We start from the raw sequence: 14,812 nt of genomic DNA, 5'->3' as shown, positions 1-14,812 counted from the left end.
GGTTTTGTAAGTATTGGTACAACTTTTAAACAGCCAAGGTGGTACTAAATCCAGTATTTGTCGGATTATTGGTTTATTGGTATTTTTATTTCGCCTGAAGAGTCCCATATTATTTAAGTTTTTTTGTCGAAACAAAAATATAGGATTCTGAGGGCTATTTAAAATTCCGACTTTCGGAGGCTAGTGACCTGGACTATTAAAATTGTAAATTTTCCCAAAGAAGTTGTTTTTAATTTACCACAAACCGAAACACCTGAAGTTCTTTTCTATTTCATTAACGAACTGGATGACACAGAAAAATTTATAAGGATGGCACATTCGCTTAAGCTCCCAAAAGACAATCACACCATTGTATTTTTTAATAAAGGTCGAAAAGATGGTGTTAATCGTGATTCAATCATTGCCCCGTTTAAAAACAAAGTTTATCCTGAATTTAAATTCAAAGCGCCCATGCTTTGCTCTATATCAGATGAATTGAGTGCTTTTGCAATGTGTTTAGTCAAATAGTGATTAGTCATATCCATTTCGATTTAAAATACACAAGAAAATAACTTAATTATTTGGTAGAATAAAATCATGCACTACCTTTGTTCGTGTTTTTACGAACTACGAACAGTACATATGGAAATAAAACCAATTATAGAAGACAAGCATAAGCGTTTAGCCCGATTTGCCAAAGCTCTCGGCCATCCTATACGCATATATGTGATGCAAACATTAGCTAAACAGGCCTGTTGCTACAGTGGTGACCTTACCGAAGTTTTACCCATCGCAAAGTCTACTTTATCGCAACATTTAAAAGAATTAAAAGATGCCGGGCTCATTCAAGGCGAAACAGAAGCGCCAAGAATTAAGTACTGCATTAACAAAGAGAATTGGAAAGAAGCTCAAAACCTCCTTAAAGAACTGATTGAGCTTTAAACTATCAGATATTATCATTTGTCCCTTTACGAATAAAACGCAACTAAATTTATAAGACATGGAAATTAAAGTATTAGGAACCGGCTGTACCAAATGTAAAACATTGGAAGACATCACGCGTAAAGCCGTTGAAGAAAAAGGTGTTGATGCAACTGTTGAAAAAGTGGAAGACATTATGCAAATAATGACATATGGTGTGATGACCACTCCTGCGCTAGTAATTGATGGTAAAGTAGCTATTAAAGGACGCGTTCCTTCCATAGATGAAATTAAAGATCTTTTATAATTCACTAAATAACCTTTTCAATAACAACACATTATGAACAAATTAATTTACACACTTTTTGTGGTTGCCACAATGGCAATAACAACAGGATGCAATTCAAACAAGCAGAAGAGCGAAACGAACACAGAATGCTGTTCTAATGAAACAAAAAGTTGCTGCAGCTCAAAATCAGAAATACCTGCAATAGATGCCAGTAAAGTTAGCGTTGTTTATTTTCATGCTACCCGTCGCTGTGCCACTTGCGAAGCTGTTGAAAAAGTAACGAAAGAAACCCTGGCCAAACACTTTGATGGTTCAGTTCCATTCCATTCCATCAACCGTGAAGAAGAGAAAGAATTAGCTAAGAAGTATAAGATCGAGTGGCAAACTTTAATGATAATGAAAGGTGATAATGTAAAAAACATTACAAACGAAGCCTTTTTAAATGCACGCACAAAGCCAGAAAAGCTTGAGGCATTGATTAAATCAACCATTGAATCAATGTTGTAACATGGAAATATTACAGAATTTACTGGAAAGCACGCAAATTCCGATTCTATCAGCATTTTTATTGGGGCTGATGACTGCCGTTAGCCCATGCCCAATGGCAACCAATATAACAGCCATTGGATTTATTAGTAAGGATATTAAGAGTAAGAAGCGTGTTTTTGTCAATGGGATCGTATACACTCTTGGGCGTGCCATATCCTATACAGGTTTAGGACTAATCTTCTTTTTTGGATTGAGTCAGTTTCAGCTATCCGGCTTTTTTCAAGAATGGGGTGAAAAACTACTGGGACCACTATTAATTATCATTGGGCTATTTATGCTTGGCCTTATCAAAATAGCGATTCCAGGCCTTAATTATTTGAACGAAAAGCTTGAGAAAAAAGCCAGCAATGGTTATTGGGGGGCACTATTATTAGGAATTGTTTTTGCATTGGCTTTTTGCCCATATAGCGGTGTACTTTATTTTGGCATGTTAATACCAATAACAGTTGCCAGCGCCAGTGGACTTTATTTACCAATAATATTTGCAATTGCTACCGGCATTCCTGTCATCATTTTTGCCTGGCTTTTAGCCTACAGTGTGGGTTCACTTGGCAATTTCTATAATAAGATGAAGAATTTCGAAATCTGGTTTCGCCGTGTGATAGCAACTTTATTCATTGGTATCGGCGTATATTTTGTAGTGACTTTGCTATTGTAAATAGGCAATAGCAAACACTATTTTTTTGATTTATTAATTCGTCTTTTTACGAACAATATAAAATGGAACAAAAAAAGAAATTCAGACTAATTGCTACCATTGCAATTGTCTTACCTGCCATGGTGGCACTTTATACCTATCTGCAGCCTTTAGTCAATTATTTCACCTACCAGTTATTACCCTTAAAGCAAGAAACACATCTGGGAGAAGCCATTAACTTCTTCTTTTACGATACCATTAAGATTGTGATCCTGCTATTTCTCATTAGTTCATTAATGGGCTTGGTAAATGCCTACTTTCCGGTCGAAAGGCTTCGGGTTTTTCTAACAACCAAGAAAATGTTTGGGCTTCAATATTTCTTTGCCTCATTTTTTGGTGCAGTCACGCCATTTTGCTCTTGCTCATCCATTCCTTTGTTTATTGGCTTTGTACAAGGAGGCATTCCATTAGGCGTTACCTTCGCTTATTTGATAACGTCCCCTTTAGTGAACGAGGTGGCAGTAGCCATGTTTCTGGGTCTATTTGGCTGGAAAGCAACACTCATTTATGCAGGTAGCGGAATATTATTGGGAATGATTGGAGGCTACATACTTGGTAAATTTAAGCTTGATAAGTATTTGAGTGATTGGGTAAAGCAGATTCAGCAGAATTCGCAGATGGAAGCCAATCAGTGGGATAATGAAAAAACACCATTTATTGACCGATTACCAGCAATAATTGCCGATGGATGGGGCATTGTTAAAAAGGTACTACTTTATGTGATTATCGGAATCGCCATTGGTGCGGCCATGCATGGATATGTACCCGAAGATTTCTTTACGGAGTATTTATCGGAAGATAAATGGTATGCCATTCCACTGGCAGTAATATTAGCTGTACCAATGTATGCTAATGCAGCGGGTATTGTACCAGTTATTCAGGTGTTTGTCGCCAAAGGCGTACCTCTGGGCACTGCTATTGCTTTTATGATGGCCGTAGTAGGTCTATCATTACCTGAAGCAACCTTGATAAAAAAAGTAATGCAATGGAAGCTAATTGGCATCTTCTTTGGCACCATCACCATCTTTATAATTATTCTTGGCTATTTATTCAATTGGATAATATAATAATTGATTGTAAACCAAATATTTTAAATAAAAAGGTGTCTGAAAGCTACCATCTTTTCAGACACCTTTTTCATTGTGTTTGTGTATTGAATTATTCTGAAGGATTCCACCAGTTTCCTGAAATCAATATCATATTCAAAAAACAAATGGTATCGCCATAATAAGATTCACGATTGGATTTTATTGTTTCCCAACCCTTATTTAAGAAAGCCTGATGCTTCTCATCGACAATTGAAGCTGCTACCAAAGGGGCGACAAAGGCACCACTTGAATAGTCAACCAAAGGATGACCATTTAAACGGTAACCAGCTTTTATATTGTCAGGGGTATTTTCACATTCGGCAACCATAAAATCCATCAATTTTAACATCGACTGCTTAGCTTCTGATGACTGAAAATGCACGTAATCAAATGTTAAACGCCATGGGTACCGACATGCATTCCAGCTATATTCGTCTGTTTCTTTGTATTCGTCCAGATAATACTCTGCAGCAGGTTTTGGAGAGTGATTCACCACAAAATCAGGCATCAGACCTGTTGTCTGACTATAGTTTTCGCTTATCAATTCAATAAGCTTATAAACCTCGCTAACAGCCTCCATCCAAACTTGATCGTTTGTTACATTATAGAAACACCTAAAGTGCCCTGTCATCCAATCAGATGAACGGGTTGAATATTGGTTCGAATCCCAATCGCCCAACATAATGCGCTTTGATGATGGCGACACCAAACTCATTTTTAAACCATCATTAATCATGGTAACGCCCTTTTCTCTATAATTGATAGCACCATCCGATCCCCATTGTTTATCGGCCAAAAGCAATGCATATGCTATATCCATATCGCCATCGGTTGCGCTCCCCTGATCATATTGCTTTAACTCGGTTTCATGTATCACCCACGACATACATTCAGGGTTGCCTGTACTACGATGACCATCAAACATATTAAGCATGCCATCAAAATAGTATTGAGCATCATCAATTTCACCAGCCATCAAAGCAAAAATAATCATGCCATATCCATGCGCTTCAGAAGTGGTTATTTCGCTGCCATCACCACCTGTTCCCTGCATTTTGACGTAATACCCACCACCAGGTGTTGTACCATTAGATTCTCTCACATACTTTTTTACCCAATAGTTATAATAATCGAGCACATCCTGATTTTAAACACTCTGAATAACATGATTAGGCCCAATACAATGTGAGTCTTTAAGCTCTTGAGGAAATGGCATTTTAGCCTCTAAAGCTTCATGTGTGAATTCTTTTTTAATTTCAGGTCGCTTTACATCTTCACTACTTTGGCATGAGGTGACTGTAATACATAAAATATAGATTAAAAGTAGATATCGCATAATTATAGGGTTTTAAAAAAGAGGGAACAATTACCGGTGAATTGCCCCCATTTCTCATACTTAAGGTTGGTATTAATTATAAACTGCAGAATAAGCAATTGCCGGAATCATCCACCCTCCATGCTGAAGCCATTGCTCAGACCAACGCCAGCGCTGTGCCGGGTCCTTATCATATGGTAATGGACGAAAAGCAATATCGCTTTCGTCATCGAAACCGCCGGTTATGCCATTACAAATACCGCCCAGATAATTCATTGACTTGCCATCTTCTTTGTAATCAGGATTATTTCGGCCGGCTCCATGAAGCATACACACATTATATGGATTAAGACCAAACACCCAATTAATTTGCTCAGCTGCATATGCTTTCGCCTTAGCTTGTAAATCTTCTTCTAATACGTCTTGAGCCATAAACATAGCGGTAGCTAAGGATGCCAACCTAGCATTCTCACCTTGCCACCAATATCCCGTTTCATTAGCATGTGGCAAGAAAAAAGCTGTTCGCGACTGCTCTTCATCAACAGCTTTAACGTATTGGCGTGCATAACCAAAAGGATTAGTCACTTCATTGGTAACTGCTATTTCAAAACAAATTGATTGATTAATAAAGGCCTTAACTGATTTAGTTCGTTCCTCTTCAGACTCGATGGATAAATAACGCCCCATGGCGATAACCGGTAAACCCGCTTCTGCACCATGAAAATATGGCCGTTGACCTGAATCATCAACCCTTAACCAACCTTTAACTGCACCTTGATTCATACTACGTCCTTCCAAAGCTCTTGCTCTTTGACGTGCATCCGCAAGGTAATTTTCATTATTGGTGGCTTTATACAATTCCGTTGCTGCCATTAAGGCACAATAATCATCAATGATGTTTTCTTTTTCATCATCGCAGTATTTCAGATTATTCGCTTTTAAATGCGCAAAGGCTTTTTCCGCAACTTCCAAGTATGTTTTTGACGAAAACTCACCACTTATTCCTTTGGAGAAACTGCGTGCTAATGCTGCAATAGCCATTCCACCACCTTCGCGAAAAGCAGCCTGGTATTTATCATTTCGTTGACCATCCTGTCCTTCATAAGCACAAATCTGACGTTGTTCCGGATCTTTGGTCCATCCGGCAAAAACGGTTGCATAAAAATAACCCTTATCATCTTGAATACGGACAAGGTAATCAGCACCAAAAGCTGCCTCGACACCTAATTCATCAGAGATTTGAGCTTTATTCTTAACTGGCGTTTTATTAAGCACATCAATAGCCTCAAGCATATTCCAAACCATCATTGGTAATTGTTGTGGCGTCATGTAATTTGAGAAACTAAGATGACTTAAATACTTCCCCTTTTCACCAGATGCATCGTACCAACCTCCACTTACATCAACGATATCATCACGCTCTCCAAAAAATGACATCTTCTTATCTTTATCATCATAAGGCGGCTTACATCGCTGTAATTGAAAAGCCTTGGTCAGAAGTGGCAGAACATTCGTTCCCATTGGTTCAGCCATAATCTCAAATGGATGGGATGCAACTTTTTGACCATCAACTAACGCAATAAGTGCATATGTGCCAACTTTATTAAACGCTGTAAAAACTGCGCGATATGCACGACCGGTATGCCAGTTATCAACCTGTCCACCTGACTCAAAAACACCTGAATAAACGTCTTCATTTTGCTCATTAACTATCACATATTTAGCAGGTGCCCTTAAATCCTTTGATTGATAAACAGCACTTTTATAGGCATCTTTTTGATAGCCTAGGTGATTGATTAGTAACACCCCATCAATTTTTTTATTAGTCTGACAAGCCACAAGCATTCCGACTAAAATTGATAAAATAACGGTTTTGTTCATATTTTAAAATTTACGTTTCCAATTAACACATTAATATGACGTTCTTGCATTATTTAGTGGTTTTGAAGCAGGGTGTACCTCTCCCATTTAAGCCACTTAAGTAGCTTATCATCAAGCTAATTGAATAATGTTAATCTCTATTATTTAGAAATAGCATCATAATACAATGCTGCAGCTCCTAACACTGCAATATCCGGTTGTTCGCTCACCTCAATTTTAAGCTTCTCAACCGTTTTTTCATACTGAAACTTCTTAACGACTTTCCACATAAACTCCTCAAAATAAGGAAAGAATCGACTCACATCACCTCCAATGACAATGCATTCCGGATCATAAGCATACAAAATGGTTTTCATAGCCTGACCAAAGTCAAAACCAAATTGCTCTAGAATAGCCAAAGCAATTTTGTCCTGTTTCTTTGCCCTACGAAATAGTACATCGGGCTTTAAACCATATTTTATTTGAAAATACTGTGTCGTACAGTAATGCTCATAATTATGATCGCGATAAGGTATACAACCAAATTCACCAGCTCCACAATTAGTACCCGAGTACAAATGATTATCGGTTATAACACCACAACCCAAGCCTACACCAGCAACAACACCCACTACATTAGCATATTTCTTAGCCTTACCAAAATACTTTTCACCAATGGCAAAACAGTTAGCATCGTTATTGACGTATACGCCAACTTTGTATCTCTCGGACAATAAGTCACCAAGGTGTACTTCGCGCCAGGCCGGCATATGCTCTACATTATACACGATACCTTTTGATATATCAACAAGACTTGGCACACCAATACCAATGCCTCCCACATCACTATTAAATACCTGATCAATAGCGTCCATAATCTCCTTTAATATTATTTCTTCGGAGTTATGGTTATCAATCTCTAGTGCAAGTGAGGCTTCAACTACATTATTTCGTACACGACCAACGCGAAGATGCTTTCCTCCAAGGTAAACACCAACAGCACATTGGTTCTGAACAGTCATATCCTGTAACATATCTGGTCTTTATCGGTTATTCTTCAGTAGCAGCATCTACATATAAAGCTGCGGCTCCTAAAATAGCAATTTCCTTAACGACAGATGGTACAATTACGAAATTTTCAAGTACAAACTGATATGGGAAAGTAGAGATTTCTTTCCACATAGCATCCTTATAATACGCGTATGATTTGGAAACCGAACCTCCTAAGACAATAGCGTTTGGATCAACTGCAAACAAAATATTCTTAATGGCTTTTCCTAAGTGCGTTCCATACTCCGCAAAAATGGCTAAGGCATTTTTATCACCTTCTGAAGCCCTCTGTGCCAATTCGCCACCATTTACCTGGTGTACATTTTCGAAAAATTGCCCGCTGCAATAATATTCGTAATCATGCTCAAGGTAAGGCATCATACCAAACTCCCCGGCACCACAATTCTGATCACTTAACAGATGGCCCTTCTTGATTATTCCACCTCCTAAACCAGTTCCGGTTATGAGTCCTACGAAATCGGTATAATCCTGTCCTGCTCCATAAACCCTTTCTCCAACGGCAAAACAATTGGCATCATTGTTTATGTAAACAGGCAGCTTAAACTCTTTTTCCAGAATTCCCTTAAGTGGTATTTTATTCCATGATGGGATGTTTTGAACGTCATAAACGATACCACTGCTTGCTTTTACAAGACTTGGAACACCAATACCAATCCCTTCTACATCCTTTGTTAGTACATCCTTAATGGTATTGATCAGAGCCTCCGTTACTTCGTCAGCGACATCCGTTTTTGGAACCAAACAAGAAGACACTTCCTGAATCTTATCTCCCACAACAAGTCCGGCCCTCATGTTAGTTCCCCCCAAGTCTACTCCAATTATAGTTCTTATTTGTTCCATTCTTTAATTTTACACTTTGTAAGCCAACTATTTGGCAATTCTGCATTTTTAATCTCTCAATGAAAATGCGAAAAGTTTATCTCTCAGTATTTCTTACTTAGCTGAAAAGAAGCCGGCATCTGTTTTGGTTGGGTTTAGATTACTTAATGATTGGCCGACTTCTTTTTCTTTAATTTACTTCATATTCCAGCCCTTAACTCTGAAATCAAGAGTCTTTGGCAATAGTTTAGTGGCAATTTTTGCTCTTAAAACTTTTGTTTCGTCAGGCATGATGCTCACATAATTATCGTCCCAAAACACAGGAACAATTGTTTCATTGGTCTTCTTATTTAGAACAGATGCTTCGATAAAGAACGCTATTTGTGATGCTTGGTTCTTCAACTCACATATAAAGATGGTGTAATCGCCTTCGACTTTCTGGCTCCAGTTTGCTTCAACATCCACTTTGGCAATGTCATTCAATGCATTTAAATTGGCAAAATCTTTAGCTGGCGTATAAACCCATGTAGTTTCCTCAAAGGCCATTTCATCAGCTTTAGTTGATAACCAATAAAAATTATCAGCTACTAATTCGCCACCCTTATTTGTTAATTCCAGATTAACAAAATAGGTATCAGTAAGACCTTCAAGTTTTGGCATTTTGTATGCTAAACCTGATGAATGCGCAGCTAAATTTAATGAAAGCGTGTTTTGATGAATGAGTTTCGAATGGATATCATACACCTCAATGCTCAGTACCTGTTTATTAACATTGGTATTGTAATCGTTTACCCAATAGATGTTATTGTCTTTGTAATTATAAACTGCACTCAAAGGCTGACAAGCTTTTTTTGTACCATAAAATGCACCATTAGGCAATAAATAATAGTCATACACCTGCCAGAACATTTCAGGCCAGGCAGAATTTAACATCCATTGAATAACACCTGTTGCATGAAACTTATTTGACTGAAAAGCTTCAAACATCGGGCGGATGGCTTCGTAGTTACTTATTTGAGATTTAAATGCGAACTCTTCCAAGGTATTTGCAGCACCATAACGTTTGTTAAACGAGTTTAAATACCTGTCTAATGAACCAAACTGGTGGCGACCACAATGGAAATTCCACATATCGTTAATTGGCCACAGCTTATCTTCCGGAATCATTTTTTTGATACTCTCAACAGGTGGTACCTGTGGTCCGGGACCTGTCTCGGTATTAAATCCGTATGCACCACCTGCGATCGTATCAATATACCAGTAAACTGGTGGAACGTAGCCATAAGGTCCTAACATTTTAACGCCTGTAGAACCACTCACCTCACTGTGATTATAGTGATCAGTACCAAAATCCTGATACTTGCAGGCTGCTAAAATAGGTCTTGAATCATCAACACTTGTTATATAGTCGTTTAGTTTTGCTTCCAATTCGGGCACAGGTAACTTATCGCTTCCAAACACCCAAAGAAATACACTTGGATGATTACGCAGGTATAACACTTGATCGCGGTACGATTGCGCATGGCGCTCAATCTCTTCTTTCCCAGTAATAGCCATATAATGAGTTTCAGGACGACCACAGTAGGCTTCCCACTCCCAGTGACAGCTCCAACCAATCATCACCAACAAACCATTTTCATCAGCAGCATCATATATTGTCTTATCTCTTCCCCAAAAACCCTCAAGTCGAATGCAGTTTAAATTCATATGTTTTACATACTCAACCTGAGCAATCACCTTATCTTTACTATCGGCCAGAAACATATCATCTACCCAGCCAGCACCTTTAATGGTTAATGGTTGTCCATTTACCTTCCAACCTTTATGTCCATCAGCATTAATAAATTGCTCAATTTCGCGAATACCAAAGCGGGTATCAATACTTTGCGACTCTACCCCGTTAACTTTTACAGAAACAGTCATATCGTACATATGCGGATCGCCAAGATTATTAGGCCACCACAGCTTTGCTTCTTTAATTTTCAGTAGCGAATCATCTACAGCGCTGATTGATACATCACGGCTTTCACCTGCTTGCAATTCAACTTCTTTTTTAACTGTTCCTAAACCAGCAATATTAGCTACAACTAAGGCCTTTTCTGTTTTATCAGAATAGTTAGTTACAAGAGTTGTAATAGTTAATTCTGCATCACTCCAATTACTTCGGTCAAGTTTGGTTGACACAAAATGTGATTCAATTGAAACAACACCACTTTTGATTAATTCCACGCCGCGCCACAATCCCATATTTTGGTCAGGCGCTGCCGGATTCCAATCAACAAAACCAATAGTTAAATCACCACGTACAGGAGGAATTACTTCAACAGCAATAACATTTAGACCTTTGACTAAATACTCGCTTGCATTGAATGTCCATCTGCTAAAAGGTCCTTCAACTGTTTTTTCATCAGCAATTTGCTTTCCATTGACCCAAACATTTGCCTTGTAATTTAAACCTTCGAATCGCAACTGATAAGTAGCTTTTGCATCAAAACTATTAAGCTCAAAAGCTTTGCGATACCACCAAGGCTGCTTGAAGCGTTCATCATCCACCTTATCCATGTTATCACCCATAAATAAATCAGGGTACTCACCGTTTTCCATCAACATCGTCATAATCGTTGCGGGAATATCACCTTCGGTCCAATTTGTACTTTGAAACGATGGCAAGCTCAATTCAGCTCCACCAACATTAATTTTATCCTCTGATTGAATATGCCAATTCTCGTTTAAATTACTCACATAATCCGTTTTTACAGCTGGTTGACAAGCCAACATTGCAATCGCAAAAACGACAAGGAACCAATTATTTTCTACAGATAGTTTCATTGTTATATCTTTTGGTTTCGAGCAAAGATGCACAAAGTATTTATTTTATGCAAGCGCTTGCATTTGTAATGTAAAGCATTGTTGCCAAAGGCACCTAATCAGCTAGCATTTTGGTATTAATGTTTAAATGAAGAATTGCGAATTAGCAATTGTATAGGCTTGAGCGTAATAGAGCTATCTACTTTTTCGCTTTTAATACATTTTATAAGCTGCTCAACTGCAGACTTTCCCATATCATAACCTGGCATATCTACAGCAGATAAGGATGGCGTTACAAACTCATTACAACGCTCATTTCCTAGTGATATAATCGACAAATCTTCGGGCAATCGTACACCTGCACTTTTAGCAGCTGCCGAAATAATTAAACCAGAAGACGCACTAGCCGCAACAATTCCATCAGGTTTATCTGGTAAATTCATCCATATACGAACTGCATCACGAGCATCCTGCTCTGTTAAATCGCTAGACAAAAGGTATTGAGGAAGCAACGGTAAATCATTCTTCTGCAAAGCATCTTTAAACCCTTCAGTTCTATCACAAAAGACCTTGGAAGACGTGGTTCCTGCCAAATGTGCTACTCGCTTACACCCCAAATTTATCAAATGTTCGGTAGCAGTATAGGCTGCTTCGTAATTATCGACAACAATTTTTGGACCAGGCACAGCATAACTAACTCTATCGAACATAGCAACCGGAATACCTTTCTTTGTAAACACATCAAAATGACCAACATCTTTCGTCTCCATTGTTAAACAACAAACAAGACCATCTACCCTGGCCGAATTCATCACTCGTGTCATATCCACTTCCTGCTGAACACTTTCATTTGTCTGGCAAATAATCACATTGTAACCATTGGCACGAGCAACTTCCTGTATGCCACTTAATGCCTTTGCAAAAAATTGAGAACCAATGTTGGGAATAATCACTCCAATAACATTCGTTTTATTCTTTGACAAGCTTGAAGCCACCAGATTAAGCTCATAACCTAAATCTTGGGCTACAGCTTTAACTTTTTCTTTTGTGGCCTCACTGATTTTAGCATTATCATTTAAAGCACGCGATACAGTTGACGGTGATATGTTTAACTCTTTTGCAATATCATTTATGGTAATCTCGCGCTTTTGTTCTTTTAATGCCATTGGGTCAGTATTTAATTTCATACAAAGAAACAAAAATAATACTCAACTAACATTTGACACATTGACTAACTGAGCTCTAAACATTCGATCACCAAATTGCATAGTCCACTTAACTTGTCCATCCTTATTTATAAAAGCTACTTTTTTAGCAATAGATGAGGTACTTATATACCCGTCATTATATTGTTCAACCGAGCTCATAAAAGGCGAAAATAATGAAGATGGCAACTCTACCACATGATCAACATTAGCTAATCGATTTTCACTATCAATATGGTATTTTATCAAACGACTATAACTACGCTTTTCAATATCACCATTATCATACAACAAATAATTATCACACCCAAGACACTGTGCGTGATGCTGATACAAAGGCAAATCCACATCAGACAACCCCAGACCCTCTCCTTGCCCAAACTTCATAATTACTTCACCAGACAAAGCATCAACTTTCCAAATCTGACATAAATTTCGAAAACTAAGTAAATAATTTCCATTCCCATCTTCTTCAATAGAATTACCCCATGGCTGACTAAATTCAGTACCAGGCTTTATTGGTAAAACATGGCTAGTCATATCCCATTCCCATACTTTATTACCATAAGCGATTAACTCAGTAATTCCATCAACAATAAGCCCATCAACATGAACATTAGTAATGAAAGCACAGGTGCCTCGCTGGGTCAAAACAACATCATGATGCACCATACGATCAAAACCATTCTGACCATACTCTAACTTCACTAATGTATCTCCAGCAAACGTAGTTTCATAAATAAGATTACCATTCCCGAACTTATCATTTAAACCATCCTCCAGAGTTAACAAGGTACCACGTGCGTTTGCATTTCTTTTTCACACAGTGCAATTACGAATGGTGTTTTTACAACTCCACCTCATACACTATCAAAAAAAGAGCATTTTATATTCTGGTAGCAAGAGTAAGCACTGTTAAATAATAGATTAAAGAAGTATTATTCAAGATGATAAACCTGATTATCAGAAACAAGTTCTACATTATCAAATACAGCTTTAGCTTCTGATAGAAATGGCATTTTATCTTTATATCGACTGGAGAAATGACCAAGTATAAGCTTGCCTATGTTGGCATCTTTAGCAATTATTGCTGCTTGCTTAGCCGTTGTGTGACTGGTCCTCTTTGCCAAATCTTTTAATTCATGAAGAAATGTTGCTTCATGATATAACAAATCTACATTAGTGATAAAAGGAATAATCCGCCGATAATAACGTGTATCAGAACAAAAAGCATAAGACAATGGCTTTCTGGGCTCATGAAGCAGCTCACTACGCTTAACAGGTAAACCATCTACACCTATAAACTCTTCACCATTCTTAATTGCCACAATCTCTGGCACAGTAAGTTTAAATCTTTCGATTGCCTGTTTCTGAATATTCGGTTGCAACGGTTTCTCTTTAAAAATAAAGCCACAGGTTGGCACGCGATGCGACAATGGGATTGATTCAACCATTACTTTTTTATCCTCATATACAACACGAGGTTCATCAAACGTTAAATCGTTAAATTCAATTCTATATGGCAAATCAGCAACAAAGTACTCGAGATGCGGCTTCAACAAAACTTTTAAATCCTGATGAGCATGAATAGTTAACACCTTACGCCTTCCTAACAGACCAAATGTAGAAATTAAACCTATTAAGCCAAATACATGATCGCCATGTAGATGAGAAATAAATATATGATTGATTTTAGAGAAGTTAACCTTGTTTCGACGCAACTGCATTTGCGTTCCTTCTCCACAATCTATTAAAAAAAAACGCTCAGATACATTAAGTATCTGAGCGGTAGGATATCTATCCGATGTTGGTAATGCTGAATTACTACCAAGAATGGTTAATGATAATGCCATTAAACTGTTTCAATAGCTTTACGTATCATTTGAATACCATCCTCTAATGATGGTGCAATATTCAATACAGAATCTAATTGCGATACCGATATTAGTCTTTCAACTGCCGGCTGCAATCCTGCTAAAACAAATACACCATCAGCATTTTTACACAAGCGATTGGCTACCAAAATCGCACTCAAACCAGACGAGTCACAATAGTTGCACTTACCCAGGTCAAGCAAAATATTCTTTTCGCCGTTACCAGATAAAAGTACCAATTCTGACTTAAGGGTTGGAGCCACATGTGTATCCATTTTCTCTTTCAGAACCTGAACCAGTGTAAAATCATCTAATTTATCAATCTTGAAGTCCATAA

Annotated in this window: 16 protein-coding genes; 6 read left to right on the top strand and 10 right to left on the bottom strand. The window is 37.9% G+C overall.

Annotated features, from left to right (window positions below; genetic code table 11):
• Positions 1–183 precede the first annotated feature (183 nt).
• The 6 genes from JIV24_RS14120 to JIV24_RS14095 all read left to right on the top strand — a co-directional run bounded on the left by JIV24_RS14120 (position 184) and on the right by JIV24_RS14095 (position 3,502).
• Positions 184–507 (top strand): hypothetical protein, encoded by a 324-nt coding sequence (locus tag JIV24_RS14120; RefSeq protein ID WP_200465703.1) that lies wholly within the window; start codon positions 184–186, stop codon positions 505–507.
• Positions 508–621: 114 nt separating this feature from the next.
• The gene (locus JIV24_RS14115) at positions 622–921 is read left to right on the top strand and encodes an ArsR/SmtB family transcription factor (RefSeq protein WP_200465702.1); all 300 of its coding nucleotides are present in this window, start codon (positions 622–624) and stop codon (positions 919–921) included.
• Between the two features lie 58 nt (positions 922–979).
• The gene (locus JIV24_RS14110) at positions 980–1,207 is read left to right on the top strand and encodes a thioredoxin family protein (RefSeq protein ID WP_200465701.1); all 228 of its coding nucleotides are present in this window, start codon (positions 980–982) and stop codon (positions 1,205–1,207) included.
• Between the two features lie 33 nt (positions 1,208–1,240).
• Entirely contained in the window at positions 1,241–1,696 is a 456-nt protein-coding gene (locus JIV24_RS14105; RefSeq protein WP_200465700.1) for a nitrophenyl compound nitroreductase subunit ArsF family protein, read from the top strand.
• Between the two features lies 1 nt (position 1,697).
• The gene (locus JIV24_RS14100; protein WP_200465699.1) at positions 1,698–2,396 is read left to right on the top strand and encodes an aromatic aminobenezylarsenical efflux permease ArsG family transporter; all 699 of its coding nucleotides are present in this window, start codon (positions 1,698–1,700) and stop codon (positions 2,394–2,396) included.
• Between the two features lie 62 nt (positions 2,397–2,458).
• Entirely contained in the window at positions 2,459–3,502 is a 1,044-nt protein-coding gene (locus JIV24_RS14095; RefSeq protein ID WP_200465698.1) for a permease, read from the top strand.
• A gap of 91 nt (positions 3,503–3,593) precedes the next feature.
• Here JIV24_RS14095 and JIV24_RS14090 read toward each other — a convergent pair whose 3' ends face one another.
• The 10 genes from JIV24_RS14090 to JIV24_RS14045 form a co-directional block, all read right to left on the bottom strand.
• On the bottom strand, positions 3,594–4,661 hold the full coding sequence (locus JIV24_RS14090) for a glycosyl hydrolase family 8 (RefSeq protein ID WP_200465697.1): 1,068 nt from the start codon (positions 4,659–4,661) through the stop codon (positions 3,594–3,596).
• 9 nt (positions 4,662–4,670) lie between these two features.
• Positions 4,671–4,859 (bottom strand): hypothetical protein, encoded by a 189-nt coding sequence (locus JIV24_RS14085; protein ID WP_200465696.1) that lies wholly within the window; start codon positions 4,857–4,859, stop codon positions 4,671–4,673.
• 72 nt (positions 4,860–4,931) lie between these two features.
• A complete protein-coding gene (locus JIV24_RS14080) occupies positions 4,932–6,719 on the bottom strand; it encodes a glycoside hydrolase family 9 protein (RefSeq protein WP_200465695.1) in 1,788 nt (595 codons plus the stop codon).
• Positions 6,720–6,859: 140 nt separating this feature from the next.
• Complete coding sequence (locus tag JIV24_RS14075; protein WP_200465694.1) at positions 6,860–7,732, bottom strand: ROK family protein; 873 nt, start codon at positions 7,730–7,732, stop codon at positions 6,860–6,862.
• 16 nt (positions 7,733–7,748) lie between these two features.
• Positions 7,749–8,609 (bottom strand): ROK family protein, encoded by an 861-nt coding sequence (locus JIV24_RS14070; RefSeq protein WP_200465693.1) that lies wholly within the window; start codon positions 8,607–8,609, stop codon positions 7,749–7,751.
• A gap of 174 nt (positions 8,610–8,783) precedes the next feature.
• Positions 8,784–11,417: a glycosyl hydrolase 2 galactose-binding domain-containing protein gene (locus JIV24_RS14065; protein WP_200465692.1), complete on the bottom strand. Its 2,634-nt coding sequence runs from the start codon at positions 11,415–11,417 to the stop codon at positions 8,784–8,786.
• 116 nt (positions 11,418–11,533) lie between these two features.
• On the bottom strand, positions 11,534–12,562 hold the full coding sequence (locus JIV24_RS14060; protein WP_200465691.1) for a LacI family DNA-binding transcriptional regulator: 1,029 nt from the start codon (positions 12,560–12,562) through the stop codon (positions 11,534–11,536).
• A 42-nt stretch (positions 12,563–12,604) separates the two neighbouring features.
• Positions 12,605–13,393: an aryl-sulfate sulfotransferase gene (locus tag JIV24_RS14055; RefSeq protein ID WP_200465690.1), complete on the bottom strand. Its 789-nt coding sequence runs from the start codon at positions 13,391–13,393 to the stop codon at positions 12,605–12,607.
• A 146-nt stretch (positions 13,394–13,539) separates the two neighbouring features.
• Positions 13,540–14,454, bottom strand: a complete 915-nt coding sequence (locus JIV24_RS14050; protein WP_200465689.1) for a ribonuclease Z — start codon at positions 14,452–14,454, stop codon at positions 13,540–13,542.
• Entirely contained in the window at positions 14,454–14,810 is a 357-nt protein-coding gene (locus JIV24_RS14045; RefSeq protein WP_200465688.1) for an STAS domain-containing protein, read from the bottom strand. The genes JIV24_RS14050 and JIV24_RS14045 overlap by 1 nt, the downstream gene beginning before the upstream one ends.
• Between the last annotated feature and the right edge of the window lie 2 nt (positions 14,811–14,812).

It is taken from the genome of Carboxylicivirga marina, assembly GCF_016612505.1.
GTDB lineage: Bacteria > Bacteroidota > Bacteroidia > Bacteroidales > Marinilabiliaceae > Carboxylicivirga > Carboxylicivirga marina.
The sequence above is the reverse complement of the archived record's forward strand: the minus strand, read 5'-3'. Positions and strand labels throughout refer to the sequence as shown.

Bases quoted from the DNA above. Each gene is read 5' to 3' on its own strand.
- JIV24_RS14115 (WP_200465702.1), top strand. From the start codon at position 622: ATGGAAATAAAACCAATTATAGAAGACAAGCATAAGCGTTTAGCCCGA.
- JIV24_RS14110 (WP_200465701.1), top strand. From the start codon at position 980: ATGGAAATTAAAGTATTAGGAACCGGCTGTACCAAATGTAAAACATTG.
- JIV24_RS14105 (WP_200465700.1), top strand. From the start codon at position 1,241: ATGAACAAATTAATTTACACACTTTTTGTGGTTGCCACAATGGCAATA.
- JIV24_RS14100 (WP_200465699.1), top strand. From the start codon at position 1,698: ATGGAAATATTACAGAATTTACTGGAAAGCACGCAAATTCCGATTCTA.
- JIV24_RS14095 (WP_200465698.1), top strand. From the start codon at position 2,459: ATGGAACAAAAAAAGAAATTCAGACTAATTGCTACCATTGCAATTGTC.
- JIV24_RS14085 (WP_200465696.1), bottom strand. From the start codon at position 4,859: ATGCGATATCTACTTTTAATCTATATTTTATGTATTACAGTCACCTCA.
- JIV24_RS14080 (WP_200465695.1), bottom strand. From the start codon at position 6,719: ATGAACAAAACCGTTATTTTATCAATTTTAGTCGGAATGCTTGTGGCT.
- JIV24_RS14075 (WP_200465694.1), bottom strand. From the start codon at position 7,732: ATGTTACAGGATATGACTGTTCAGAACCAATGTGCTGTTGGTGTTTAC.
- JIV24_RS14070 (WP_200465693.1), bottom strand. From the start codon at position 8,609: ATGGAACAAATAAGAACTATAATTGGAGTAGACTTGGGGGGAACTAAC.
- JIV24_RS14065 (WP_200465692.1), bottom strand. From the start codon at position 11,417: ATGAAACTATCTGTAGAAAATAATTGGTTCCTTGTCGTTTTTGCGATT.
- JIV24_RS14060 (WP_200465691.1), bottom strand. From the start codon at position 12,562: ATGGCATTAAAAGAACAAAAGCGCGAGATTACCATAAATGATATTGCA.
- JIV24_RS14050 (WP_200465689.1), bottom strand. From the start codon at position 14,454: ATGGCATTATCATTAACCATTCTTGGTAGTAATTCAGCATTACCAACA.
- JIV24_RS14045 (WP_200465688.1), bottom strand. From the start codon at position 14,810: ATGGACTTCAAGATTGATAAATTAGATGATTTTACACTGGTTCAGGTT.